The sequence below is a fragment of the Paenibacillus tyrphae genome, assembly GCF_027925525.1.
Taxonomy (GTDB): Bacteria; Bacillota; Bacilli; order Paenibacillales; family NBRC-103111; genus Paenibacillus_G; species Paenibacillus_G tyrfis_B.
In genome coordinates this window covers 1-26,510 of the sequence record NZ_BSDJ01000053.1, presented here as the reverse complement: position 1 = coordinate 26,510, position 26,510 = coordinate 1, and the positions used below count along the sequence as shown (strand labels likewise).

Below are 26,510 nucleotides of genomic sequence, written 5' to 3'. Positions count from 1 at the left end.
TACAAAGATAATATCTGCCCATCCAACATGACCGCTTGTAACTTTAATTCGTGCACTATATTCTGTTCCAGCAGATTTAACGACATAACCGTTGATTCCATGAAATATCTTTTCTGCTGTCAAACTACGCCACTTGTTTCTGCTACAAACAAAAAGTAACTTAATCTTCTTCACCATCCATACTTCTTATGAAATATTTGATTTATCGGCTAGCAATATAAGCAAAATCAATTGTCGGCATGACTTCTAATTTACTCACTATCTACCCAATTAAACTCTATACTTTCGCAATTTAATCTCTTTCTTATCCATGCCTCAACTTCTCTTTTCGAGTAAAGATTAATTGAAGAGGTATATACTACCTCTGACTTTTCCCTAATCTCAACTTCGAATAGAAATTCATCATATGATGGGGAATAAATACGATTTACAGTAATGGTATAAGGAATGTTATTTACAACAACCTGAGAAGTCCATTCATCCATTCCAGCACCTCATATCACATTGAAATTGTTGTTTTATTGTCTCTCTGAACTCTTAACGAACTTTATCATCAATACACCATCTTGCAGCTCAGCAGAATAACAATTTTCGTTTAAATTTTCAGTTGAAAATTGATATTCGAGAATTGCATCTGCCATTTCTTGAGTGAGTCTCCCTTTAAAATACGGTATATTCAACTTAGTTCCAACTTGAAAATCTTCATCACAACAATTAATATCAATGTGTTCTATTATCGTTTTAACTGAATCGCTTAAATCAGCCCATTTTAAATTACATTTATTATTCACTACTTTCATCTCCCTTAAAATTATCTTTTTATCGTAATTCAATTAGATAAACAATAAAACTGTTCCCTAAGTCACGCACCTGATAAGTTTTGTTATCAACTTCAATTACCTCTCCGATAGAATTTTTTTGTTTTGGAAGGTTTAGATTATAATCTCCTGTTACAGCGACTATTTCATCCCAACTCCTTTATTATTTGAAAAAAGTTAACCATTTTTGCCAGTTGGTTCTCTGTTATTTTTTTACCAATCTTAATCTCATTATAGGATACTTTCTCTTTCCGCATAGTCTTAACAATTGCTTCATTCGTTTGCACGCTTACAGTGAGCTTAAGACCTAAACTCGTTTTTCAAGTCTATGTAATTCATCCAGATCTTTCTCTGAGAAATTTCCATCAATAAAAACAATAAACTCATCCTTATTCCCTTTTACTTTTTCAATGAACTTATAAAGTTCAACTTAATACATCTTAGCCGTAAAACCTAGATGAGTCACGCACAGTTTAGAATTAATGTTCGTATTAGTTATGCAAAAAAAGAACCTCCTTTTCAGGAAGTTCTCCATATAAATAATTCAGTTAATTAATTTCAATTCTCACGATATATCCTTACCACGCACTCCACATGTCTCGAGACGGTGAAAGGGATATATCCCTGATGCCGATGCTCATCCATTGTTCCACACTATATAGTATACTGCTAAAATGTCAAATATGGAAATGACCTTACAAGCCAAAACCGAGCAACGGATCACAGAACGCTTCTCGGATAATTCCCTTCCCAAATCTCCAAAAGTGTGTTGAAATTTACATTAAATAGAAGTCGTATATATCCGATATAAGTAAGATAAGGGACTCGGTTCAAATGGTAATTTAGAAACCAAAGAGTAATAGGTTAGCCAATTAGCCTAAAGGGAGATATGCAGTAATGAGCATTTTATTGAAGGTTGAACGAGAATCGGGTGGTCAGCCGATTGAGCTCGGCAATGGGCAAATCACTGGCTACAGCTATACTAACACAAGTCCGGCAGATTTTTTAGCCAAAGCTTATAACGTGGTACATTCGATTCAGATACGGGGGGAGATTCCACTTCGACTGCTTCCTCCTGTGGAACAAGATGCGGATAACTCCAATACGCTTTATGCCTGGGCCCTTACCGAGTATAGGCCGGACAATGATTATTATCGAACTGTTACCGTACGAATCGTGAGACACGAGAAGACGATTCGAGAGGTTAAATTTACACACGCATACGTTCACGTGTATCAAGAACAGGTTAACGGCTTGAAAGGGGTACTAGAGTTTGAGCTTGTCGTAAGACAGAAAAAAGATCAATTGGATAACATTCAGTTCGGTTCGGTTGAATCTATAAAACAAGACTTAACAAAAAGTAAAGAAAAACGTGCCGTCACTCTATCTGGCATTTCAAAAATTGAACCATTTATTTACAAAGATACATCGAAAGAAGGTACTATGAATGTTCTTAATTTGAATCCTTTGATGAAGGAAACCAGTCCTCTGAATTATTCTGGCGCAATTAGAGATGGAAATGAAGAGGATGAGAATCTTCCAGAGAACATTCAAAATGAAATAAGGTTTATCTCTGAGTACTGGGAAACAACTCCTTACCCGAATGTAAAAGGTGAAATTCATGCTGTTGCCAATGCTCTAAGAAAGATAGGTCGAAGTGGAAACGAATATGCCATCATGAGATTCAATACTTTTATACCCATGAAGAAAATAGTAGCAGTGCAGGGATTTGTGGAGGGTACAGGCGATGGAAGAGGTTTCGATATAAATTCTCACAGTAACCGTACAGTCCAATATGCTGTTGTTGACTATGCTACAGGAGATGTTACATCATTTAATTATACAGGGACTTCCCATCAAACATGGTTTGATGAACCATGGAGGAGCGCAACGATTCCTAACGATAATATGAGCGTGTCTCCTGGTGTTAATGGCGAAAACCTTTATTTCAGTCTCTCTTCGGGGAACCCTTTGATTCCTGTGGCTAATATTGATTACAAAATTATGTTTAAAACTGACAGAAGTGCTGGGACAATTTCGTATGATGGGGTAAGAAATGAGTTTCCTGCATATGAAGTCTATTACAATTATAACTCTAAAGGGTATACCCCAGTAATTCAGTACATGCCTAGCGATAATTATTTTAGTCCAGGCGGTCTATTCGATTTTGTGGGAAATCAGGCTATACGGGGGACGGTAAAGTTCAAATAAAAAGGAGTGGCGTGGTATTTTGAAAAAATTCTTTTTATTTTTAGTTATAGTCCTTGCTCTGTTTTTTCTAAGTGCAACATATTATTATATCTTTCAACCTAAATTTTTTGACAAAAAAATCAATTGGTCTGAAAAAGAATTTAGTAATGGTGTTGAACTAAAGTACGATTATTTCGACGGGGAGAAAAGAATCCCGATTAAAGCTTTAAAAGGGAATACAATAAAGGTAACCTACTTAGTAGGCGGAAAGGGAGGAATGATGATAGAATTTTTAGACCCACATGGTTTTTTTGTTAAAACTAAACCAGGAGGAAGCACTGTGAGTATTGTTGCAGAAACTGACGGTGAGTACCATTTTGTCATCAAAGGCAATAAGATGGAAAATGGATACATCAAAGTAGACTGGATTGTTGAATAGAGGCACCTTTTCCTGTTCGTTGTCTCTTCAAGATGCGCTTCACTGTTAGAGCCATAGTTGACCATAAGAAGCAGCCTCAAAATCGCTCAGAATGAATGTGCGACGGATAAAAACAACTTGCCACCCTCTCCGAACAGAGTTAAGATACACACACTCAAACAACGGAGGGGATTTTCCTATGGAACATTGGCCGAATTGGTTTCTCGATGCTCTCAAATTAAGATTTGATACCTCAGCACTTACTGCCCAAAAACAATATGCGCTGTTTCCGGTCCACCAGAAACTCGCTGCCTTAAACGATGCCATTAAACATCGGGCAGACGATGATCTGCTCGTTCTTTTGAGCGAGTGGGAGGACATGCTAAACCATAAGCATAATATCGAAAAAGAGTGGCTCTATATGCAAGGAGTTCAAGACGGGATTAGAATCATTTACCCCGCCTTACACTCGTCAGATTATCGTTTAGCCCACTAACTCGGTTATTTCCATCCCACTTTTTAAAGTGAAAACAAAATGCGCTGGCGAGAGAATAGTTATCTTCTCCACCAGCGCATGAAATAGGCTATCGTCAAATTGTTCGAGTAATTCTTGCCGTAAGCTTAGTACTTGTATGATTTCATCGACACGTTCCTTGATTTGGGCTTTTTGGTCATTATCTTTCTCCAGCAGGGATTTCTTTTGCCGAAGTTCGTTCAGCTCGCCCGAGATTCTGGTATTTTCTTCGTTGTACACCGCTTCGTCAATCTGATCCCGGACCTTCAGGTTTACCAACCCTTTGAGGTCAAATTTTAGCTGTTCCATTTGCCGCTCGATTTCCAATAGTGGTTCATGTCCTGTTCGTTTAGTTAATATCGTTTCAATGTTAGCCTTGAGCGTTCGGATAAATCCATCCTTGTTCTCATGCATCCGATTGAACACTCGTACAAACGCATCCTGTAGTACAAATTCATCGACCGCTTTGGCATCGCAAGCGTCTTTACCTTCGTTCACATAGGTTCGGCATTGCCATACGACTTTCTTGGACGCGTTGTTACTGTTCCATGTTCGGCGTTTAAAATGGGTTCTGCAACATCCGCAGAATACTTTGCTGCTAAGTGGATATTTGCTGGAGTATTTCTTTCGGTCGCCTAAGATATTGCCTTTCGGCTTTGCGCGGCGCTCTTTTTCCTTTTGTACCGCTTCGAACATTTCTTTTGAGATGATCGGCTCATGATTTTCTTCGATCAAATATTGCTGTTCCTGCCCTCGATTCTTGATTCGTTTATGGGTAAGAAAGTCAACCGTTATTGTTTTCTGCTGGAGTAAGGCTCCATAATATTTCTCATTCGTCAAAATAATCGTGATGGATGAATCCCACCATTTCTCGCCGCCAGTGACCGTTTTGATTTTATCTCGCATCAAGCCTTTGGCAATGGCTTCGTAACTTTTGCCTTCCAAATATTCTTGGTAAATCCGTCTTACAATCTCGGCTTCCTTTTCGTTAATGACCAACTCTCCATTCTCGTCCTTATCGTACCCGAGGAAGCGAGTCGTGTTACAGAATACTTTCCCTTCAGTGAATCCTCGCAAGATGCCCCATCTACTATTTTCTGAAATGTTCCTGCTTTCGTCCTGAGCAAGGGAACTAAGGATCGTCAAGAGCACTTCGCCTGTAGTATCCAGTGTATTGATGTTCTCTCGTTCAAAAAATACTGCGATACCAAGACTTTTAAGTTCTCGAACATATTTCAGCAAATCGAGTGTATTTCTTGCAAACCGGGAAATCGATTTGACCAGTATCAGGTCGATCATGCCATTTCGGGCATCCTGTATCATACGGTTGAAGTGAGTTCGATTTTTCGTATTCGTGCCGGTAATGCCTTCATCGGCATAAATATCAACCATATCCCATTCCGAGTTGCTTTGGATATGCTGTGTATAATGGTTCACTTGATTTGTATAGCTTTCTTTTTGTTCCTCCGAGTCTGTGCTGACGCGGCAATAGGCTGCGACTCGTTTCTTGCGAAATTCCGGAATCCCCTCTAATGTCTCAATCGTTCTTACCGGTACAACGACTACTTTCTTTGCTGTGGCTGCTTTTGTCATGGCGATTCTCCCTTCGGATATATTCTTATTGCTGTGTCATGTTATAATTGTCCCGGCACATCATCAAGTCCATTTCTGCCCATTCTACGGGCTATTGAAGGACTTTTTATTTAACAAATCGATCTCGGCAAACTCTTCCTCCGTGATTAAATTTTGCGATTTGAGTTGCTTCAATAGGCTGAGGCTAAGCATATAATCAATGGATTTCTTCTTCATAGGTAAGTGGCTCCTTTGTAAATAAAATTAGGCTCACCCGAAGGCAAGCCGTAGTTCGTCTAATTAAAAGAGGTGCTTCTTTCGCTTTTCCGTTTGCGTGGCATCTAAATGATATCTCCAACGATCAGCAATATTGTTTTCGACATCATCATAAGGTAGGGACTTCGAATCCAATTTGCAGCTTAGTTTAACGATTCCTGTTTGAGTTCGGTCGATGCCTACCACTTGAAACGGTTGGTGCGTTTTGTAGAAACGCTGATTTAGTTGGATATCTCTTGTGTCAGCATTCTCTTGGAGTGTGACGAATATCGTTCCATCGGGCAAAGAAATGATGTTACCTGTTTGAAGCGAAAATGTTTTACCCTCCACAATCGCATCTGACCATTTCACATTGCCTTGAAAGTTGAACGCGATCTTAAAGTTGCACTTCCGCATTCTGCCGCGATACGATTGTTCGTTTTTATCAATCTGACTTACGATCATATATCGCTCATTTCGGTAATCAATGAGATCGCCAGTATGTAAAGGTATTGCTGTTCGGATCATTTTTTCGTCAGTTTCCTGCAATTTATCAGCCGTATCCCGAACAAGAGCAAGCTGCTGTACATCATGAATATGTATTGGTTCGCCTTTCTCACGCAGGAAAAAGTCCATCATCGGTTCTATTCTTCTCATCTCTAATTCACCCTCGACGCAAAATCCGGCTTACAACGATACAAATACAGTTCCAGATAATTGCTCCATTCCTTCAAGTCCAAGATGATAAAAATGTGATCGGCAATTCGGACGTAACTGTTCAAGCGTGAACCAGATGCCTGATCGCAAAAGGCTCGATGGGTGATTTCAAGTGTATAGCCGTCTTCATAGGAGATGCTTTTCGTATGCGGCTGCACATCGGCATAGATCGTTTGTATCGTTGCCAAATGAACTGAATCCAGAATCTCCATTTTCGTATCATAAAACATGCTCAATACCCACTTGTATTCTAGGCAGGGGAAGGGAAAGTCGAATACTTGCTGGAATGCCTGGTTCGTATTTGACTGAGCGTTCACCTTCCTTTTTGTCTGTAAGACCGACTGAATCCTTGTTTTTATACAGATATACCGCATAGTCGACAATTACTTCGTTATAAACAGGAGGGAGAAGAGCAATGTTGCAGTAGCCGAGGATATTATTTCTGGCCTTGTTCAAGTAATGTGTGAGAATGTCGTCTTTAGAAACGTCCGTTAATTCCATGCCAAGCAACCGTTTCATCAGATCTAATTGCTCATTCATGTCGTAACCTCTTTCTCATTCCGCTTAGCCTGTTTCGTTTCTTGTTTTGGATCGTCTACTTGTTCATAATTGACGTTTGCCTGCAATCGAAGCATTAATTCCTGATCCACAACTTCCCACTTTAAACCTGTTTCTTTATTCAAAAACCACATGTTCAATAGCCTCCTGAAATAAAAATAGGGGCATCCAAACGGACACCCCGAACGTGTTTCTTCTATATATAATGTATTTCTGATTACGACTTATTTGCTGTGAGTACTGCTAATGCTTCGGGCTTGATGCACTTGGCTCCGAATACCTGCAATCCTTTGAGGGCATCGGAAAACTGCTTCTCAGCACGATACGCTTCCACCGAATCCACTTGTCCAGCAAATGAGATGGCACTTTTGTGGCCGGCGATGATTTTATACTTGGCTCCTGCTGTATGAGGCACATTGTTGGATTTGTAAACAGCCATGTTATCGATATTGCCGACAAATCCTGTTCGCATCACATTAGCATCTTTGGTATAACGCGGGTCTTTGACGAGAAGTCCGTAGTACCAAGCTGGAACAACGACAAAACGATCTCCTTCGGGTACATCGTTTTCATCTAGAATGACGCCCAAATCAACGAGTAAATCATAAGCTGTATCCTTGGTTGGAACAATCGGAGTTGTATCGTCACCAATGGTATTACCAACTTTGACTTCGGTATAAAATCCAGCAATATATTGATCGACCACATTAGCGAGTCCATAGGATGCCTCCACAATACCGCCATCCAGTAAATTGACATTGGCTTGAGCCTTATCTACGTCATCCACTTGAAAGTTAAAATACTTCGCCTGATCGATGACCAGATTTTTTTGCGTAGAGTCGAGTTCTTCCGGATTGCCAATACCTTTGGATTTATCATAGTTGCCGATAGTGACTGCGCCAATCGAATTAATTTTGACCGTGGAGCCTTGACCTTTGATCTCGCCTTCATAATCATGATTGACGACATTTCCATAGACCAGATTTTTCTTAAAGCTCTCATTGAGTCTTGCGCTCCAAATGGTAGGAATAAAATTTTGAACTGACATATCGTTTCACCTTGTCCTTTTCATTTTATTTGTTTTGTAATGTTTGTTTAATTTGATCCCAATTCTTGTTGATCTCATCATGCGACATTCCCTTGAGGGCATCGAGTGTAAATGTCTTAGCGGCAGAATTAGCAGGAGGCGTATAGCCGTCGCTTTTAAGCCGTTGCTCGACTTGCTGTTGAACCGCTAACTTTAGCGACTGTTCCAGTACAGACAGATTTGCTGTCGTGCTATCCTCATCTGTGCCAATAAAAAAATCCACCAAGGATAACGGCAGATTCTTGGAACTGGCTATTTTGATGGCTTGACTGGTTAATCGCTCACGGAGCTTTTCTTGTTTCATGTTCTCGATTTCAACACGTAGACGCTCGACTTCGATTTCCTTTTCATCTTTGGCAGGAAAGCGCTTCTTGATCTCCGCATCCAGTAAATTTTCCAGATGATTCGCCTTCCACGTTTCTAGCGACTTTGCTGATCGCTTATCTACGGTACTATCTAACCAACTCTTGGCTTCCTTGTTGGATTGAATGAATTGCTCAATCCCTTCAACGCTCAAGGGATTCAAGCCCTGAAGATACGTTTGTAATTCCTCGTTTTGTTTGTTGTCCTCGATAAATTGTTTAACTTGTTCCAGATCCATTTTTATTAATCTCCTTTGTTGCCCATTCGACTCTGCAGAACCGAACACGCATCATTTTTATTTTGGAGTAGTTTAATGTCGTGCTCAGGACAAGAATGTTAAGCAATAGAAACTGTAAAAATGGGGAAAAGGTATAAACCCCTTAACTCTTTATTTTCGACTACATTTTGTCCTTGATTTATAAGGCTTTTTGATACGCCTAATGAACAACATCAAGCTTGCTTTTGTCGATTCTGCCGCATCCATAATTTAGACTTCTCATTGCGATTCTTTTTCTTACACTTCTCACAGTAAGCTTGACGGTTAGAGTTAGCTGAAAATGTACCACCGCATTTCTTACAATTTACCTTCGGCTTCGCCGCCTTAAACTCCACCTCCATATGCCGTTCCATCTTATATTCGCGCTCCAGCTTCTCATCTATTGGCAACACTCCATTTTCAAAATATCGGCAACTTGGTTGCTGATCATCTTGTTTAAGAAATACGCATGATCCATCCTTCCAGCAGCAATAATTCGAGATACCATATTTATCGCCCAGATAGGAGGCACAGTTATTTTTGACGAGTTGTTTAATTTTGTTTTTATTGTGCATTCATTGAACCTTCATTTCCATTTTCTACACGCGGCTGTTCAGCATGAAACTTGTTGAACTCCAGCTTTGGGTTCTCGACAAAGGGAAGCAAAGTAAGCAGCGTTTCTTGAGATACCACATCTTGCAGCTTTACGATTACATCGGCTAATCCCGGCAAATCTGTAGGCAAGTTACGAGTGAACTTCACAGCGATATCTCGGTAATCGTATTGGATGCCTTCCTTGATGTTAAGGAACGTGAAGAAATTTCGTAGACGCTGCTTGATCGCTTTTTCCATCAACGCTTCACGTATCGCCACTCGATTTTCGAGATTCAGCAGCTTGTTTCGGAGAGCGAGGGAAGAGGTGTTCGATGCCCAGTTTTCATTGAAATTAACTTGGTCCATCATGTCGAAGATTTTACGTTCAATGTTGTCCAGCTCGTTTTTCACAAACGTATCGTTAATCTCTTTCGTCAGCCATGAAATTTTACCACCTGCAGGAACCTGAATGATCCCCATCTTCTTCATGTTGACTAAGTCCTCGGCTTCAAGTTTGGCATTTTCGATGACCAGATACGCATTGCGGTGATCCGCAATCTCATTGACCAAATCTGAATTCAGCGCATTGTACGCATCAAATAAAGAAATCACATCTTGGAAGCCGCTTTTCCTTTCCGTATTGGCCGGGTAGGAGATAAGGGGGACTCTTCCAAAGATGTGATTGTGTTTGCCGATATAGTTGAGCTTGGGAAACTTGCTATTGGGATTGTCGCCGCTGGCGATTTCGTAATGCAGGATTTCGCTGTCAGTATAAACGTCCAGGTAAACTATCTCTTCAAAATTGCGTGTGAATTTGTGAAGCCCCAGCAGAACGTTGCACTCTGCAGTGCCATCCTCCAGCACATAAGCGTTCAAAGGCGATAATACGGTTGCTGAAAACTGGCCATCGGAATCAATGTAATTCAACTCGAAGCTTTCACCGAATATTTCACTTTGTTTTCTGAGATTGATGTTATGCTCCTTATCCCAGTGACTCATGTGCAGATCGATTTTATGCGCGATTTCATCGTGATCAGATTTAGATACATAGTTGACTGGTTTACCGAGAAGATAGCCTGTTTCATTGTCGACGAATTTCTTGGGAAAGTTGAAAATAAGTTTACGATTGCTGCGGCTTTCCTGCATAGCATAATCCTTGAGAATGGCATGTTGACCGTTATAGTAATCGATATACTTTTGCTTGATTAGCGCGGCGTTGTTGAGTTCGTTTAAGCATTCTAATATGATTGATTCGGTGATTTGCATGGCTATCACTCCTTTCAAAATAATAAACTTCGATCATAAAATTTCAGACTTTTCACTGTCTGGATCAATTGTACAGCCCCATAGAGCGAATCGGGGGCATCATCAAACCGACAATTTCGATTGTAGTCCTTCACTTGATTGTTGTATCGGATGTTCGCAGGATTAAACAGGATATGGCCCTTCTTAACATCTGGCTCCAAACTGATTATCCGTTCGTGTTTCTGTCCTTTGGAATTCACACTTTCAACTGGAGTGTATATTCTCGCCTTCCATAGCTGCTCCTCGAACTTTTGCTTCATATAACTTTGGGCCTGATTCACTTCAAATCCAATCTTATCAACTGGAAATGTATGTAGCTTCTCAATAGCCACCTGAAACAAGTCATCCGGCAGTAGCTTGTACACGTTGCCGTCAATCACATAAAGCTGTTTCGTTTTTCGATGTTGACCTAATATGGTAATAGCAGAGTAATCGTTCTTCTTACCGGCTTTGATGGCTGGATCAATATACATGACGACTTCCATTTCTTCGAATTCGGGAAGCCGATCCCAACACATGATGTTCTGGAAGATATACTCATCTGTTGAGCGAGGATCGTTTTGTAGCTCTTTATAGAAACTCTTTTCACCCATGGCCTGCTTTTTACACATGAGATAGTAATAGTCCAGATATTCGGGCCAGAGTATCTCCGTCCCATCCAGCATTTCTTTTTGATGTGAACGAAAAAAAGACATAGCCGTATTGACCCTGTCTTCGTCCTGCAGGTTATTTTATAGACGCTCCCATTCAGACCATAAATCATCGCGTTCAGAAAAAAGAATGACTGCCGATTTACGGATGCTTCTGACACCGGGAATCTTGCCTTTCAGCAAGTCAGCCATCAAGTCTTCTTCATTTAATATTGTGCCGCAGATTAGAATGTTCGTATCCTTTGTTCCGATGGGGAGAATGACATCGGTAAATGTACTTTTAATCTGTTCTCTTTTCGCTTCGGATCGTGCTGTATCTTCCTTCAGTAAATCATCCATCAGAACGAGAGTAGGTCGATGATGTTTATAATGGATGCCTCGAAGGGAACCGTCTATACCACGAATCATGATGCAGGAATCGAGTCCACTTTTACTGCGAAGCCAAATCTCATTATTGTTCCAGCGGCTTCCTTTACGAATGCCGAAATCCTCAATGAGCATTGAGTTCGTCTCAAGCTCATCTTTAATCATATCCAAAAATGGCAAACATATCATTTCTGTTGCTGAGATAATCAGTGTGAACTGTGATTTATCGTATAGAGTCGCATAGAGTGGAAATAAAAAAGAACTGATCGTCGACTTTCCATGTTCCCGAGGGAGTCCGAAAGCGGTAATCAGTCCTGTATTGGCAAGCATATGTTTTAACTCTGTAAATAGTTCCTGATGAAATCGTCCAAACTCGCGGTCGAAATACTTTGGAAAGTAGCACAGAGCGAAAAATTCGATATCCATCTCTCCGATCAATTTGCGGAGTTCGGAAAATGTAAATGTCTCGACCAGTTGCTTGATTTTAGATGGAGAGAAATACTTCTCCATGTATTGTTTTATCAGTTCATTTTGATGTTGCAATTCTGAGTTGTTTATATTTTCAATATGAATTTCTCCCCTTCATGGTTCATTGTAACGAATATTTCATGTTATTAATATTTTGGAACATTGTAATGCTTTAAATCGGACTGAGTAATACCTCTATTTCTGCCTTCCTCAGTAATGTTGTAACTGAACTGCAAAACATCATTGTGTGCGAAATATATATATTCAACATAAGGTTCGTCCTCAAATACTACAGTTGCATAAAATGGCGGTAATTTGATGCCCCATATTCCTTTTACAGATTTTATCTCGTTTTCTTTATAGTTTTGTTTTTCCAAAAGGTATTTCGTCACCTTGTTGGCATAAATCACTTTATTAAGTTGCACGTATACAAAAGGGGTAAGTATTAACCCAATGAGCATGACCAACATGACTTTTTTAAGTTTACTCATTTTGGATCTCCTAATCTTGATACAAATTTGCAAACGAACAATACTGTTTAAATTTGGATCTTTATTCAAATATAGAGTAACACAATAACCGACATAGGTGTTGGTTGTTTTGTTTTAAAAATTCCGTTATAAAATCATCGAAAAAATCTCTGCACCCTTTGCTGGCGGCCCCATTTTAACCATTAGAAGTACCCCTCCCATGGAACGACAAAAAGAGTGGCGCGTCACCACTCAATATTCATCAAAGCCATTTCCATATCCTGCTCGGTTGTTAACGTATAGATATTCGTCGTCGATACATGATCATGGCCCAGTATTTGTTGAATCGTGGTCAACGGAGTTGTCTTGACTAGCCTGTACGCTAGGGTATGGCGTAGCATGTGGGGAGTCACTCTAACCTGAATTCGATTACCGTATTTCTTCAATATTAAATTAATTGCATTTCGTTCTAATGCGCCGCGCTGCCCGATAAATAAAAATTCAGACTCGTTTTCTGGCCTGACTTCTATATATCGGGCGAGTGCTTTACGGACATCCTTGTTAATAGGTATCGTTCGAAAGGAGTTTCCTTTACCGAATACCTTCAATGTTCCTTTCCGATCTGATAATTCTATATCCTTCAGCCTAATTCCAACTAATTCACTTACCCTGATACCGGTTCCGATTAGCAATTCAATCATACAGATATGCATCCGATTGCCCATTCGGTGGATTTCATTCCGTAGTTTCCACAAATCGCTGTCCTCTAGCCCTTTATATTGCCGGATCACCTTGTTTCGTACCGCTTCAATATGAATGGGTTCCTTAATATAACCCTGTTTGAGCATCCATTGACAGAATACGTTGATGCTGGCTATCTTCCGGTTAATCGTAATGACCTCTAGTCCAATGGCTTGTAGATACTTCTTGTACTCTACGCCATCAAGTTCGATCAGTTTGTCCAAACCATAGTCCGTCTTGTCCCTGTGCCAAGCCATGAACTGCAAAACGTCTCTTATGTAGCAGGAAATTGTGTTCTCACTCCGGTCTTTGCTACGTAAATGCGTCTCATACGCCTGTAAATACTGCATTTCGTCCCCACCTTTCGGTTCATTGTGTGACATGATACCGTTGGTGGGGGAGACAGTCAACTCAATACATAACTTATCTTATGCATTGATTATGGCTAATTTTTGGGCATTATTCCGGCTGAGACCGGCGTTTATCTATCGAATAACTGACGACATAACCTTATTGAACATCCTCATCCGGCTCCTCGAAGCCATCATCTACCGCTACCGATTCCTCCAGCATTTCACCCTCTGCTTCAATGACATCGGCTTCGATCATATCAAGGAATAGCTGCTTTCTTTGCTGCTCCAATGCTTTCGTATCAACAACGATCTCGCGGCGGTCATTCCATTCGTTCGGAGCGCGATTCTTTAAATAGAAGATTATCGCGGTCGGGTTAGGGGGCTGATGACGTTTAACCTTCTCAATACGGGTACGCTTCTTGCCGTTTTTGTCTTCTTCGACAATCGTTTTGATTTCCTCATACTCATACCCTATAGCAGCTTTCAAAAGCGAATTTTCCACGCGAGAAATTATAACAGACCTGCTCCATTTAACAAGTTCTGCAAGCATCGGATGCTTATCGATATACTCGTACCAAGTTGTTTTTCCAATGCCGAGTTTCACGATAATATCCTCAGTGTTCATACCTTCTTGAAACCATTGCTGAATTTCCGCTAATCTCGGATATACATGGGTTTCCCATAGGGTTGGACGTTCTAATGCTTCAGCAAATTTCGGATGCTTACGTCTATAATCTCCAAGCGTCCATATGTGAATATTTAATCGTTTGGCAATCTCCTCATCGGTTAATCCTTCACGTACCCAAATGGGGATATCCTTTAATCTTGGAACAACAAATTGTTCATATTTCGTCAGTATTTTTGGCTTGTTCCTTTTTGGCGTAACATCGTTCTTTCCCATCGTCACCTCACCTCCAATCAAATTGAAAAGGGGAGAGCCGTTATCAGCCATCCCCTATTACCTATTCCAACTCCGCTTCATAAAACATCTCAATATCCTCGATCACCTTCTGAATCTGCTCATTATCCTCCCGAGCTTCATCCTCGCCAAGTACGCAAATCTTTTCAGCTTGCATCCTCATGAGGAACCGAATCACCATCTTCACTTTTGCCTTGCCCATAGGATCACCCTTTCGGTTTAGTCAGCACATGATACCTCTGACCTTGCCGACTCAGCAAGCAATTCTTGATAACTATACTGTTGACCATCCCGAATCAAGTATACGCAATCATCGCTACCAACATGGGCAATATACCGACTGACAATGACATCCGCGTATTTGGGATCAAGCTCCATCGTATAGCAAATTCGATCCGCCTCCTCACAAGCGATTAGCGTACTGCCTGAACCGCCAAATGAATCGAGGACGATATCTCCAATCTTGCTTGAGTTTTTGATTGGATAGGAGATAAGGGGGACGGGTTTCATGGTCGGATGATATTCATTCCGAAACGGTCGATCAAACTGCCAGAGAGTTGTTTGCTTACGGTCACTATTCCAATAGTGTCCCGCAGTTGGTTTCCAGCCATACAATATGGGTTCGTGCATCCACTGATAATCTTGCCTTCCCATCACGAAAACTTGTTTAGCCCAGATACAGCATTGTGCCAACTTAAACTCCGCTTCGATAAACGCCTTCCGAAAATTCAATCCCTCACTATCCGCATGAAAAACATAAATACTGGCACCATCGTCAGCTACCTCATACATGCGTTTATATGCTGCCAATAAAAACTCGTAAAACTGATCATTGTCCATTTTGTCATTTTCGATCTTTAGTGCATCTTTCGTTTTGCCTGTATAGTCCACATTGTAGGGAGGATCAGTTACAATCAACCTGGCTTTCTTACCATTCATCAACGTTGCCATATCCTGCTCGCTGGTGCTGTCACCGCACATTAACCGATGTTTACCTAATATCCAAACGTCACCTTTCCGGGTGATCGGTTGTTCCGGCAATGCTTCATCGATATCGAACTCATCTTCATCTGGTTCATCGTGTTTATACAGCTCATCTAATAATTTCTCAGCTTCTGACAGATCAAAGCCGGTAAGCTCAAGATCAAAATCCTCATGCTTCAACTCATCGAGCAGGGAGGAGAGGGCATCAAAATCCCATTCGCCAGTAATCTTGTTGAGCGCAATGTTCAAAGCTTTTTCTTTCGTTTTATCGATATCGATTAACACGCAATCCACTTCATCATATCCGAGAGCCTTTAATACCTTTGCTCGTTGATGACCTCCAATGATCGTGTAATCACTGTTGACTATGATCGGCTCGCAATATCCGAACTCGTTAATACTATTCTTGATTTTTTCAAATTCAGGATCTTCCGGCTGTAAATCCTTCCTTGGATTATAGTCTGCATGAACCAGTTGATCGATTTTTAATTTGATAAACTCCACTTACATTCTCCTTTCAAAATTAGAAAAGAACTTCAGCTAGCCACCGAAGTTCTATAATTTCTTTATGGTGTTAAAAAATTTAGGTGGTTTAAAGCGCCATCTTGATTCATCATACTGAATTTGATATGTCCAGTACTTTAAACTGTTGTACCATTTCAATTTCTTCACCTCATATTACTGGTTAGTAGGGGATGAGATTAAATAAACAACTGCGTCCTGTTTCGATCATAAAAAAAGAACCGTACGAATACGGCTCATAATTGATTTAGCATCACAGGGTCATAAAATTTTTTCACAACGTAATTGCCTCTCTACGGGCTGACAAGCCCGATCGTACAATTCATACAATTAAATATTACATGAAATGAGAATATAGTATAGCAATCGGTTCTTTGGTCAATTTATCTATTAATTAGCAATTAGTTGCCCCACAAAGGACAGCGGAAAGACATTTTATCTATTACAATTCACTTTTTTTCTTTTTAAACATCAGTACAATTCCAATAACCGCAGTGAACACACCAAAAAACACCTCAACAAGATGATACTTAATTAAGCGATGATAAGCCACTGTAACATAAACTAGCTTATTATTAAAATCTAACTTACTCATTGCACCTTTTAAGTTTACGTTTTCGATTGGCTTATTACCTTCCCCAATCTTATTAAGTTCCATATTGGCATTTGAAAATTCCTTAGTTAATGAACAGATGCTTGTATGTAGAGTATTATTACTGTCGTAATTATTAGCAAACACTAGATAAGTTTGACCAACTTTATATTCATTCCCACAAGAAGATTCTCCACCAAAATTAGTATTCACGATAATTTGTGTTTGAGAAGTTCCCTTCCACGTTTGTTCTACATTAAAAAGAATTGCTTCTCTGTATTCAAGAATCCCATCCACATCAAATATCTCTTGTTTGGCTTCGAGCACCTTACCAGAAAACACAGCTTTGGCTTGTTCTAATGCTTTATCGGGGTCTGGTTTATAAGCACAACTACAAGCATAGGATTTAGTTGGAAATATGGAACTGATACAGCAAAATAAAACCAATAATGAAAGTGCATTAATCAAATATCTTTTCATATGCTCAACCTTCCCCAATATCGCATTTTAAACCAATAGACGTTTGCTTTAATCTAATGTTTCAAGATTCAATAAGAACGTTGGCACAGAAAATCCTACTACCACAATGGAAAGCAGATTACATTTCATCATTCATCTCCGCGCAACGATGAACCTGTTGCTTGGTCGCACCACCAATCCAAGGAAGAGCACCTTGGATATGGCGGATGCGTAAATTGGATTTTGTCCTATTTCTTCACTTGGATAGTAAAGATCATACGTGATAGAAGGACTTGAACATAATATGGGTGTGTTTTTGCCAGTATGCTCTATATAATGCTTAGAGGCATTTTTACACCCACTTTAATAAGTTATCTTTCCAATAATCCAATATCTTTTTCCCCTATTTTTTCCTCGTTCTTTTTCTTCTTCACTTTTAATTAAAAATTGAAGATCATTATCCCTGAAATATCCATTAATTGTATTATACCCTAGTGATCCATGACTACTTTTAGGGATATTGATTATATTTTGTTTAATAAAATCCTTAAATTGTTTTTGCTCATCCTTAAACATTTTTTTACCAACTAAAGCGTTGAGATAATCATTTAGAGTTAATGAGTCATAGTGATGTTCAAGCAACTCATACTTTTCCTTCTTCAATAAGCCTAATATTTTCTTTTCATATCCATTTTCTTCTTTTAGGATTTCGTTAAAAGTATCAATGTCATACGTACACTTACAATACATGACTTCATTTACCGTTTTAATAATACTTTCATTTTTGAATGAATCGTAAATCATATCGCCAGAATATTGTCTTGGATACTTTTTTATAAAATCTTCTGTTGTATTTCCCGCAATCAAAAAATCTGCCATTTTTAATTTTTTGTTCAATTGTGTAACTCTGCCACCAATTGATTTGTGATTCATTTTTTTTATAAGAATAGTAATATTGTCGTCCTTTCCTTGCGTTCTTTTTCTTCCAATGCACTGAATTAATATATCAAAGTCCTCGATGTCCACAATTATGTATTTGACATCTTCGTCAATGATGTTAATCCCATTGTCCAATGTATGAGTAGTAAATAGAAACTGTTGTTCGAAACGTTCATCCTCTAACATTTTCTGAATTTCTTCTGTTTTGAGGTATCTCTTGTATTCTTTATTGCTATCACCACATACAAACAAGGAGTCTACAAACTCTTTGCTTAGTTTATATGCCCTTTCTGCACTGTGACAAAAATAAATGACCTTTTCATTTTGGTTTAATTCGAATAAAAATTTTTTAACTGTAGCATCATTTTCATAGAAAAATATTTTTTTGATATGATTATATTGATAATCAATTTCATATTTATTGACCTTTAAGTTTTTATGCCGTTCCAGATAATCAAGCATAAAGTTGCTTGTTGCTGACATGAAAATCCGAATACGATCATTGGCAGCAATTATCGTATCGAGGCTTAAATCTGTTGTATGATTAAAACTAGCATCTGTTATAAAATAATGATACTCATCACAAACAATATATTTGTAAATGTCTTTAAAATCCGTAGTATTCTCATGCAAAACATGTGCCTGTATTTTTTGATAAGTGAATACGTCAATTATATCCGTCTTCTTGTCAGAGACTAATTCCTGTTTGATTTGCTGAAGCAATCTTTTCCTATTGACGAGGTAGAGAATTTTTTTACCTTCAGCCATTGCGATAGCGTACAACAAATTACGAACAAAATAACTTTTACCTGTTCCTGTACCGGATGTAATTGAAATTAAATCCCCCGTATTCCAACTTTTAATATCCTCAATAGTAATAATATCGCTTACTCTTTGATTCACTATGAAGACTCACTCCTTAAACTTTTGCTTTCTTTATCTCCTCTAAAGCAGCTTGAAACTTATCATTGATCTCATAAAGCCAAAACTTACGCATCTTATCGATAGTCAAAGCCCGAGTGATGTAACGGATATTTTTGTCCTGCAATTTCCTCATCATTTGGCCATCGTAACAGTAAAAATAGTCCATTTTGATTATTTCCTCTCCTATTGAGTAATCACCTTGGCACAACGGGTGTCACCAGAGCGCCAGTGTTAACAGGCGCTCCATTAACAATTAGACAGTTAATCAATATTGACAATTGCTTTAAAGCTCGATTTCGTCACTTTTTCAATGCTTACAAACTCAATCTCAGCTCCATCAAAATCAAACAAAGACCATTTTTCTTCACGCTGAATAAGGTTATCGCTTGGAATACAGCATTTCATATCACCATTGGAATCGATTACGTTCACATAATTTCCGTTAATCCGAATCATCATTTTTTTACCAGCTAACTCATCAGCAACCGCCTGTGATTCGTCTTTTGATTGTTTTAACGTGCTGAAGCCCAGCTTGTATCCTTCCAACTTTTGTCTTGTACTGCCCCCATCCAACAGGGCAGGGGTATCACTTGTCTGCACATTGACTTTTCGTTCAGTTTCAAATGAGATGTAGAACTGACCCATAATCTCAAACAATGGATAAATTCCATCCAGCGCATCGAATCTAAATTCCAGATCATCAACGGATGCGACTCCATCTCGGACGGTAAGTTCATTACCTTCCACAGCCTGATTCGTTAACCGATTTACTCTGTGTACTTCTTTCTTTACGATATTTTCATGACGCTTCAGATTTTCCAGTAATCCATCTATGAACAGCCATGCGAATCCATGTGTTCCATATTTATTGTAGGCAATCTCCACTGCTACACTCGCAAGAACAGAAGGGTAGGGGCATATCGCTTCGCACTTGGTTTTATATTCTGCCTTCAGATTCGCATAATCTTCGCTGATGGCTTTGCGTGTCTCATCATCACGTTCCCATTTTTTCAACTCATTAAATTGTTTCCGACGATAATCAATGCGATTTTTCTTCTTGTTGTATTCCTTGTACAACGGTTCTATCAAGTCAAGATACGCCAAATATTTGGACTGGTTAACCTTGCTCAAGTCCTGCAGCAACTGCTTCGTGCTTTCAATGCCGAGCATTGATTGATCCAGTTTTCCATCCTTCAATTGGAAAGTAGTTTTGATGTATTTTTCAGCTTCCACGCAAAATTTATTAAACGGCGACTTGATGATGCGCTGGTATTCATCTTCTGTTCCTCCGTTAATGAAACGGAAGAAATAGGGCAGTTTGTACACGAATTTATCAAGCACATACGGAATCTCAACATCGCGGCCATTTTTTGTCGCATCGATAATCTGTCCCTGAAGAAATTTGAGTACTGAATTTTCTAACACTCGGGATTGAAGATTGCCTTCCTCCAGAGCGAGATTCTGAAAAAACGTATTTACATTCGTACATCTACCTGTTAGGTTGTGCAAACTTTTCAGTTCCATCTTAACGACGCTATCCGTATCATTCGGCACGGGATCAGCTACTTTTTTGTCATCTTCATTGATAATCGTCGGAGCCTCAATGACTGCGGCAAGGATCGTGGAGTCATTGGTGCAAAGGGCAGTATCTCCATCAACGTCGGCAAGCCCAAGCCGGATAAGCGTTAAGTCATGGCAATTCAGCACAATGACGTTATCCAAATGGCGCAAATAAGCATTATGCACTTTTATAAATTCAAGTTTTGCCACTTCATTAAAAATGGTCAGCGGCGAACGGAAGAGGGCATGAATGCCGTGTTTGCGATTCATAAATGCCTGGTTCTGCTCAAGTACACCTTTAACCGGCTTACCCACAGCATGCTCCATAAAAGCAATGGGATCATTGGTCATATAATAATAACTGCCGTGAATCGGAATACGCCCCTTGAGCATATCTTGAACCTTCTGCATCGCTTGCTTGATCATGTACTTCCGCACGTTTGCGTCATAGAGCATGAGTTCATTTAAATCGATTGCTTGGTTTATTTCGCTCGTGAATTTCTTTTGCTGCTCCAGTGTCAGCTCGTTGTTGGGATCTTCACTATCATCCATGTCATCAGCATCGTTTGCTTCATTATGGTCTTGAACGAGCATATTCAGAAACGCTTTCGTATAGGCGATATCTCGAACCCCTCTGTTCGTCGTATCATCTTTCTTACCGTTTACTATTATTTTCACGACTTTCATCAAAGGGGCGCACAATTTATACAAATCATCCAGCGTAAGATTGAGCGCATGAATGTATTGATAGGTGAGCGGCGTATACGGATTTAGTTGATACGATGGTTTAGCATAGTTGGCAACCCAAAAATGAGTATGTTGATATTCAGTCAAACGTTTCTTGTAATCGTGTATATTTTTGAATAGACATTCGGGCTTTTTTTGACCTTCGATATACCTGTGCCATGCTTTGAAGCAGGACTTCGTGATGATAAGATCAATAGGACGCCCGCGTTCATCAATTATTGATTGCGATTCACCGAATATGTCGGTGATCTTCGATATGTTGTTTTTCTCAAACCATTTAAGAATATCAAAGCGAATGAAATTACCTTTGATGTAAGGGAGCCTTCCTTGCACAGCGTTTGGCGAATAAGATAATCCGAGATGCTGCCCAGTTCGCTCGGCAAATTCAAAGCTCATAAGACCTTGACCATCGAAAAATTGGACTTGTTCGTTTTTGTATTGCGGATACACGGTACGTTTCAAGCCGATGGACTCTTCGCTAATTTCGATATGCGGAATTTCTTCCGTTTGCTCAAGGGAATAGCAAGGACGGAGTTCGCCCTTTATTTCGGCAGCATGAGTCGGATGGGCGATTTGATCTATTTTGACATGACGATTCTCTTTATCCCAGCCGCTGAATGTCTTAAATTCCGATTGGTCTGGAACGGCGGTTTCAATGCCGCGAATAATAGCTTGTTTATTTGGTAAACGAGGTAAGGTTTCTAAAATGGCTATGGATGGCCTTCGCTCCTTTTTTGCCTTGAAATATTCGCGCTGTTTTTTCTTTTCTGCCAGGACTAACTTTTGTTGATCGGTATCCTTTGCACACCCTTCAATTTTCCAAACATCTTCGATGATGCAATCCTTTTCGTAATCTGGAATCACAACAATTCGAGGAATATATGGAACAGGTATAGCTGTTGAACGGCTTACACCGAGTGCTGCTTCCCATTTATTGATATTGGTTAGCGCAGGGAAATGACCAAGGGATATGCGGTTGCGGAGATCGGCATAATATTTCTCTTTGATAAATTCCGTCCTCTGCGTGCGAGACATGGCTGGTGACTTGATGGAACGGACATACTTTACACCTTTATAGTAGATACCTTCGCGTAACATGCGTTCAAATAGAGCAAGTTGGGATTGGTCGTCCTCATCAATGCTATCAGCTTTAAGCATGAAGATGGCATCGGTAAAACTATCGAAAGGATCATGCATGGCAACGACTTGCTGGAGTTGGTCGAGATAGATACTATTTGAAACAGTAATTATTCGATTCGTATTTTCTGGTAGGGATAGCTGATTGAAAGAAATGGATAGTTCATGAAAGTGGAATAGTTTAATTTTGTATTGGCTTCGTTTTTGTTTGTCGCTCAACTGTATTAGCCTCCAAAGTTAAAAGTAAAAAATGACAAATCATCGTATTTAATTGCTTGGTAGGTTAGGGATGAATCTATCCATTTTGAGCCTGGTTTACGAATATCCCTTATGGGGCAAGGGATTCAGGGTGATTTATACCATTTCGCGCCCCTAATTTTAAAAATAAAATACGGAAAATGCGATAAAACTATTGCGTAATTTACTAATGCGGTATATACTGTGATTATCTCGAATAGTGGAGTAGGAATATCACATCCTTATTTGAGAATGAAAAATTGAGCATGCCTGATGTGGGAAATAGGCATACACTTTTCATAGTAACATTTTGGAAACCACTTGTACAAGAGTGGTTATTTTAGTTTGTATAATTTAAAATATTGGTATGGGTAAAGAACCGAAGGCAATGTGCTCTCGGTTCTTTTTGATGTCAGTATAAAGTGCTGATTATATTTTTTGCATTTATTATTTTTGGATCTTGGCAGTAGATTATATCTCCAACCTATTCATCAAAAACGCAGGACATCAATCGCTTCCTTGAACAACGTAGCCTTCCCATTTTTGTGATCAGAAGACTCGCAAAGTCTTTATCGGCCAACTGTTCTTTAGGAGGTTTTTATCACAACTGTCTTTCGACATGCGAAAGTTCAGCCAATAAATCATCTATAATTATGCTATGAAAGAGTGTCCATTTCTCGGGGCTACGAGGTTCTCCACCAATTTTTGTAAACGCGCCCTCCACGAGTTGTTTAACATTTACGTCAGATAATTTTGAGTGATGGTAATAATGACGTACACATCTTATGAGGTCAATGATAGCAACTAAGCCCTGAAAATTTGCAGTCACGTATTGGGAGGGTTTACGCTTTTCCTTCACGATCGGTTCGTAGAAAATTTGTTGCATATAATTAATGAAGCGTTCAAATTGAGACTGATCCTTGCTTAAGGGCAACCTAACTAAATGTGCCGCTCCAACTGCAATATTGGGATCGATTGTAAATATCTCGGGTAATGATTTTAATCTGCTTTTTTCAATAATTTCCTTTTGAGTTTTTACGCACCTAATCAGTTTCTCCTGATACTCTTCGTCTTCCGGTACATTGAGTAGCTGATTCGCAGTCCTTATAGTAGCGGAATATCTATTATGTGTAAATTTATTATAATTTATTTTATACAACTTAATAATATCGTCATGAATAACATAGAGAAAATGAATATTAGTGATAGTTGGATTCGAAGTGATAAACGTTTTCATCAAGGTTACTACACGTTGCATCTCTTCTTTTCCTTGCAAAGCTATTTGTTTTAAAACATCGTAAATTTGCTGATCAATTCTATGAAAACTATCGTCTTGTTTCAATTCCTGATTCATAACTTTTAATAGCAAATCTAATAACAACTCAACAGCATCAACTGTCTTGATTAATAATAACGGTCTCCGATCAAAAGAAGTTTGATACGTTTCAAGTTTTTCAATATGATGAATAAAATATGATATCGCCTGCAAATTTTGCTTTTCCATTAAAAAATATGAAGATGGCAGTGATAAGTGTGAGTCCTTATCAATAATACTCAGTAACACATCTTCTACTGAAGCAACTTTTAAATTCAAAAGTTGCTTTGCACAGAATGCAAAAATATCTTCATCATCGGTGGATTGTAGTATATCCAACAAGTAAGAGTGCTCGATACCGAGTGCAATTAAAGTCTCTAAAGCCCTCTTTCTTTCTCTTGCAGGAACTTGTAGATCTCCCGCGAATTGTTTTACAAAATCAATACTGCTTTTCACTTGATATCTCTCACAGTAATCTAGATGATTAATTAATACTTGCCCAGCAACTTTACGTTCTCTAAGATTTTCAACAATTCTGGACGTAATCTTCTCAATGCTGACCAAATCTTCGATATATTTTATACCAAAGTCGTCATTGCCAATAGGCCAATCAAATGACAACATATCCAGAAGTGTACTCTCAGGGTAATCAAGTTGATATTTATGTCGAAAAAACCAAACACAGACGGCTAGATTGGTTGCCGAGTAACCATTATCCCTGTATTCAATGGCTGTTCTGAAATCGATTTGATTTATTTTTTCGTAACAAATCGTACTTATTTTTTGAATTTGCTCACGGTCAAGCTCAATGTTGAGGTTGTTACTCATAAGACGATATACTTCACTTAGAACAAATTCATCGAACCGGCTACTTTCGCTCCATGCTATGATCTCGGTAAAAGTGAGTGATTGCTTTTCGAGACTATTTTGTAAGAACCACACGATAAAATCTTTGTATTTATATTCTCCTCTTTCGTTATCCCAAAGTATATCAAACTGCACATCATCATGAGATAGTATGTTTTTATTTTCTCCAATATAAACAGATTGGATTTCTTTCAAGTACAAGTCTTTTGAGAGAGTAACATGAACTTGTTCTTTTAATTCTTCTTCTCTTTTTTTATTGTAATCAATGGATATGGGTACAGAAATATTGGTTCTGTTTATGAAAAGCGTTTTATAGTGTTCATGCTCTTCTGGCTTTGAAATAGAAGTACCAATCAAAATACTCCATATATTTTGTTCTGTCAAATTTTTTTGAATGTAATCATGTATGATTCTTTCGGCGAATTCTTCGTTCATCAGCAACCCTATTAACCTATAGTCTTCATTTGAAACTAATTTTTTGTAATGTTCATTAAAGAGTGACGCCTGGGTATTTGTCGAAACAAAGAAATCCCTGATTTCTAACGCTGCTTTTTTTAAATGCAGACCAACGCACTTTAATAACAGTGTTTTCATGTCTTCATAAATTTCCGGCATTACTTGATATGTAGCGATGGACTTCTTAACTAAATGTGGTAAGTACCTATCAATATTATTGTCATTTAAGGCTTCTGTCTCCTGAATAAAGTAACGAACAATTTTGCTAACACAATCAGGTTTATGGATATTCTTTAAACAATCCAGTACTGAATAACTTGACATGCTAATGCTTTGGTTCAAACTGAATCTTATCAAGGGAATTGCATCGAGAATTAAATCGGTATATTCATCAATATCGGAGCTTTTTGACAGAAATTCATAGAACGCTTTTTGTAGGCGCGGTTTTTCCTTTTCATTGGAAACCTTTTTTACACGTTCAATATAAGTTTTGCTTACAGCTCCCAGTTTAGCTAAACTATAAATAGAGAGCGCACGCACGTCATCATTCTCAGCAATGTCGGTCGAAACTGAAAGTAACATTTCTAATAATCTGTCTTCCTTGAACTCAACGAAATACTGAAGCACACTAAGAGCATTGTAACGTTGAACGAAATGTTTATCCGGCATTGTGTATTCGAGCAAATATTCGTATACTTCCGATACTCTAGCAACATCAGCTAAATCTTTAGCATTGACATCCAGCCAAATATTTCGTGATGCATATTTCTCAAATATTTTTTTGAAAACTGCAATTCTTTGTTGATTAGAGAGTCTGACTTGTTCAAAGTGAAGCAAATAACCAGGATCAGTCTCAATTAACAATTCGATAAGATCATGATTTTTTCTCAAATCACATAGAAAAGAAATTGTATTTTTCCATAAAGGGTTTATATTTTCGCTTTCAAGATCTTCAAAAGATATTAAATCTAATATCTTTTGTAATTCGAGATTTTTCAAAGCATCTGCACTGAGATGCTCGTTATAATTGTTATGTAAAAATTGAAATACAGGTTCATCTTTAGTGAAATTCTTTTTAAGTATACTAAGTTGTTTAATGATATGTCTCTCTTCTTTGTTGGGGATTATCTCTTGCAGTTGTTGTGCAGTGATAAAAT

General features: G+C 38.8%; 27 protein-coding genes and 1 pseudogene. 3 read left to right on the top strand and 25 right to left on the bottom strand.

Translation table 11 applies throughout. The features are described from left to right. From QMG93_RS34225 to QMG93_RS34215, 3 genes and pseudogenes are all read right to left on the bottom strand, one after another. Nucleotides 1-177 (bottom strand): annotated as a pseudogene (locus QMG93_RS34225) (protein tyrosine phosphatase); the annotation flags it as partial. A 74-nt stretch (nucleotides 178-251) separates the two neighbouring features. After that, nucleotides 252-485 carry a hypothetical protein gene (locus QMG93_RS34220; protein ID WP_281944383.1) on the bottom strand — a complete coding sequence of 78 codons (234 nt, stop codon included), beginning with the start codon at nucleotides 483-485 and terminating at the stop codon, nucleotides 252-254. Between the two features lie 33 nt (nucleotides 486-518). After that, nucleotides 519-800, bottom strand: coding sequence for a hypothetical protein (locus QMG93_RS34215; RefSeq protein WP_204343496.1), 282 nt, complete (start codon nucleotides 798-800; stop codon nucleotides 519-521). Between the two features lie 915 nt (nucleotides 801-1,715). Between QMG93_RS34215 and QMG93_RS34210 the strand changes: the two genes are divergently transcribed. From QMG93_RS34210 to QMG93_RS34200, 3 genes are all read left to right on the top strand, one after another. After that, complete coding sequence (locus tag QMG93_RS34210; protein ID WP_281944382.1) at nucleotides 1,716-3,029, top strand: hypothetical protein; 1,314 nt, start codon at nucleotides 1,716-1,718, stop codon at nucleotides 3,027-3,029. A 19-nt stretch (nucleotides 3,030-3,048) separates the two neighbouring features. Then, nucleotides 3,049-3,447 (top strand): hypothetical protein, encoded by a 399-nt coding sequence (locus QMG93_RS34205; RefSeq protein WP_010500080.1) that lies wholly within the window; start codon nucleotides 3,049-3,051, stop codon nucleotides 3,445-3,447. Nucleotides 3,448-3,625: 178 nt separating this feature from the next. Beyond that, complete coding sequence (locus tag QMG93_RS34200; protein ID WP_010500081.1) at nucleotides 3,626-3,922, top strand: hypothetical protein; 297 nt, start codon at nucleotides 3,626-3,628, stop codon at nucleotides 3,920-3,922. Here QMG93_RS34200 and QMG93_RS34195 read toward each other — a convergent pair. From QMG93_RS34195 to QMG93_RS34090, 22 genes are all read right to left on the bottom strand, one after another. Next, entirely contained in the window at nucleotides 3,911-5,533 is a 1,623-nt protein-coding gene (locus QMG93_RS34195) for a recombinase family protein (RefSeq protein WP_281944381.1), read from the bottom strand. The genes QMG93_RS34200 and QMG93_RS34195 overlap by 12 nt on opposite strands. An 84-nt stretch (nucleotides 5,534-5,617) precedes the next feature. Continuing rightward, nucleotides 5,618-5,749, bottom strand: coding sequence for an SHOCT domain-containing protein (locus QMG93_RS34190; RefSeq protein WP_281944380.1), 132 nt, complete (start codon nucleotides 5,747-5,749; stop codon nucleotides 5,618-5,620). A 63-nt stretch (nucleotides 5,750-5,812) separates the two neighbouring features. Next, nucleotides 5,813-6,424, bottom strand: a complete 612-nt coding sequence (locus QMG93_RS34185) for a hypothetical protein (RefSeq protein ID WP_281944379.1) — start codon at nucleotides 6,422-6,424, stop codon at nucleotides 5,813-5,815. 2 nt (nucleotides 6,425-6,426) lie between these two features. After that, entirely contained in the window at nucleotides 6,427-6,714 is a 288-nt protein-coding gene (locus QMG93_RS34180) for a hypothetical protein (RefSeq protein ID WP_281944378.1), read from the bottom strand. Further along, the gene (locus QMG93_RS34175) at nucleotides 6,704-7,024 is read right to left on the bottom strand and encodes a phage head-tail connector protein (protein ID WP_281944377.1); all 321 of its coding nucleotides are present in this window, start codon (nucleotides 7,022-7,024) and stop codon (nucleotides 6,704-6,706) included. The genes QMG93_RS34180 and QMG93_RS34175 overlap by 11 nt, the downstream gene beginning before the upstream one ends. Next, entirely contained in the window at nucleotides 7,021-7,176 is a 156-nt protein-coding gene (locus tag QMG93_RS34170) for a hypothetical protein (protein ID WP_167670336.1), read from the bottom strand. The genes QMG93_RS34175 and QMG93_RS34170 overlap by 4 nt, the downstream gene beginning before the upstream one ends. An 83-nt stretch (nucleotides 7,177-7,259) precedes the next feature. Further along, a complete protein-coding gene (locus tag QMG93_RS34165) occupies nucleotides 7,260-8,090 on the bottom strand; it encodes a P22 phage major capsid protein family protein (protein ID WP_281944376.1) in 831 nt (276 codons plus the stop codon). A gap of 25 nt (nucleotides 8,091-8,115) precedes the next feature. Continuing rightward, nucleotides 8,116-8,730, bottom strand: a complete 615-nt coding sequence (locus QMG93_RS34160) for a DUF4355 domain-containing protein (protein ID WP_281944375.1) — start codon at nucleotides 8,728-8,730, stop codon at nucleotides 8,116-8,118. Nucleotides 8,731-8,942: 212 nt separating this feature from the next. Then, the gene (locus QMG93_RS34155; RefSeq protein ID WP_063185657.1) at nucleotides 8,943-9,323 is read right to left on the bottom strand and encodes a hypothetical protein; all 381 of its coding nucleotides are present in this window, start codon (nucleotides 9,321-9,323) and stop codon (nucleotides 8,943-8,945) included. After that, nucleotides 9,313-10,608: a phage portal protein gene (locus QMG93_RS34150; RefSeq protein WP_281944374.1), complete on the bottom strand. Its 1,296-nt coding sequence runs from the start codon at nucleotides 10,606-10,608 to the stop codon at nucleotides 9,313-9,315. Before QMG93_RS34150 ends, QMG93_RS34155 begins: the two co-directional genes overlap by 11 nt. 14 nt (nucleotides 10,609-10,622) lie before the next feature. Beyond that, on the bottom strand, nucleotides 10,623-11,342 hold the full coding sequence (terL, locus tag QMG93_RS34145) for a phage terminase large subunit (RefSeq protein ID WP_281944373.1): 720 nt from the start codon (nucleotides 11,340-11,342) through the stop codon (nucleotides 10,623-10,625). Between the two features lie 36 nt (nucleotides 11,343-11,378). After that, nucleotides 11,379-12,173, bottom strand: a complete 795-nt coding sequence (locus QMG93_RS34140; RefSeq protein WP_281944372.1) for a hypothetical protein — start codon at nucleotides 12,171-12,173, stop codon at nucleotides 11,379-11,381. Nucleotides 12,174-12,277: 104 nt separating this feature from the next. Beyond that, nucleotides 12,278-12,622, bottom strand: coding sequence for a DUF3139 domain-containing protein (locus QMG93_RS34135; protein ID WP_063185661.1), 345 nt, complete (start codon nucleotides 12,620-12,622; stop codon nucleotides 12,278-12,280). A gap of 224 nt (nucleotides 12,623-12,846) precedes the next feature. After that, a complete protein-coding gene (locus tag QMG93_RS34130) occupies nucleotides 12,847-13,692 on the bottom strand; it encodes a tyrosine-type recombinase/integrase (RefSeq protein WP_281944371.1) in 846 nt (281 codons plus the stop codon). Between the two features lie 160 nt (nucleotides 13,693-13,852). After that, a complete protein-coding gene (locus tag QMG93_RS34125) occupies nucleotides 13,853-14,596 on the bottom strand; it encodes a transposase (RefSeq protein WP_281944370.1) in 744 nt (247 codons plus the stop codon). 61 nt (nucleotides 14,597-14,657) lie between these two features. Further along, nucleotides 14,658-14,816: a hypothetical protein gene (locus QMG93_RS34120; protein WP_197483544.1), complete on the bottom strand. Its 159-nt coding sequence runs from the start codon at nucleotides 14,814-14,816 to the stop codon at nucleotides 14,658-14,660. Between the two features lie 17 nt (nucleotides 14,817-14,833). Next, entirely contained in the window at nucleotides 14,834-16,102 is a 1,269-nt protein-coding gene (locus tag QMG93_RS34115) for a site-specific DNA-methyltransferase (RefSeq protein WP_281944369.1), read from the bottom strand. A 460-nt stretch (nucleotides 16,103-16,562) separates the two neighbouring features. Continuing rightward, complete coding sequence (locus QMG93_RS34110; RefSeq protein WP_281944368.1) at nucleotides 16,563-17,192, bottom strand: hypothetical protein; 630 nt, start codon at nucleotides 17,190-17,192, stop codon at nucleotides 16,563-16,565. A 342-nt stretch (nucleotides 17,193-17,534) separates the two neighbouring features. Further along, complete coding sequence (locus QMG93_RS34105; RefSeq protein ID WP_281944367.1) at nucleotides 17,535-19,013, bottom strand: DEAD/DEAH box helicase family protein; 1,479 nt, start codon at nucleotides 19,011-19,013, stop codon at nucleotides 17,535-17,537. Between the two features lie 16 nt (nucleotides 19,014-19,029). Then, nucleotides 19,030-19,200 carry a hypothetical protein gene (locus tag QMG93_RS34100; protein WP_281944366.1) on the bottom strand — a complete coding sequence of 57 codons (171 nt, stop codon included), beginning with the start codon at nucleotides 19,198-19,200 and terminating at the stop codon, nucleotides 19,030-19,032. Between the two features lie 95 nt (nucleotides 19,201-19,295). Then, nucleotides 19,296-22,697: a hypothetical protein gene (locus QMG93_RS34095; protein WP_281944365.1), complete on the bottom strand. Its 3,402-nt coding sequence runs from the start codon at nucleotides 22,695-22,697 to the stop codon at nucleotides 19,296-19,298. A 619-nt stretch (nucleotides 22,698-23,316) separates the two neighbouring features. Continuing rightward, a partial coding sequence (locus QMG93_RS34090; RefSeq protein ID WP_281944364.1) for a hypothetical protein occupies nucleotides 23,317-26,510 on the bottom strand: 3,194 nt, incomplete at its 5' end.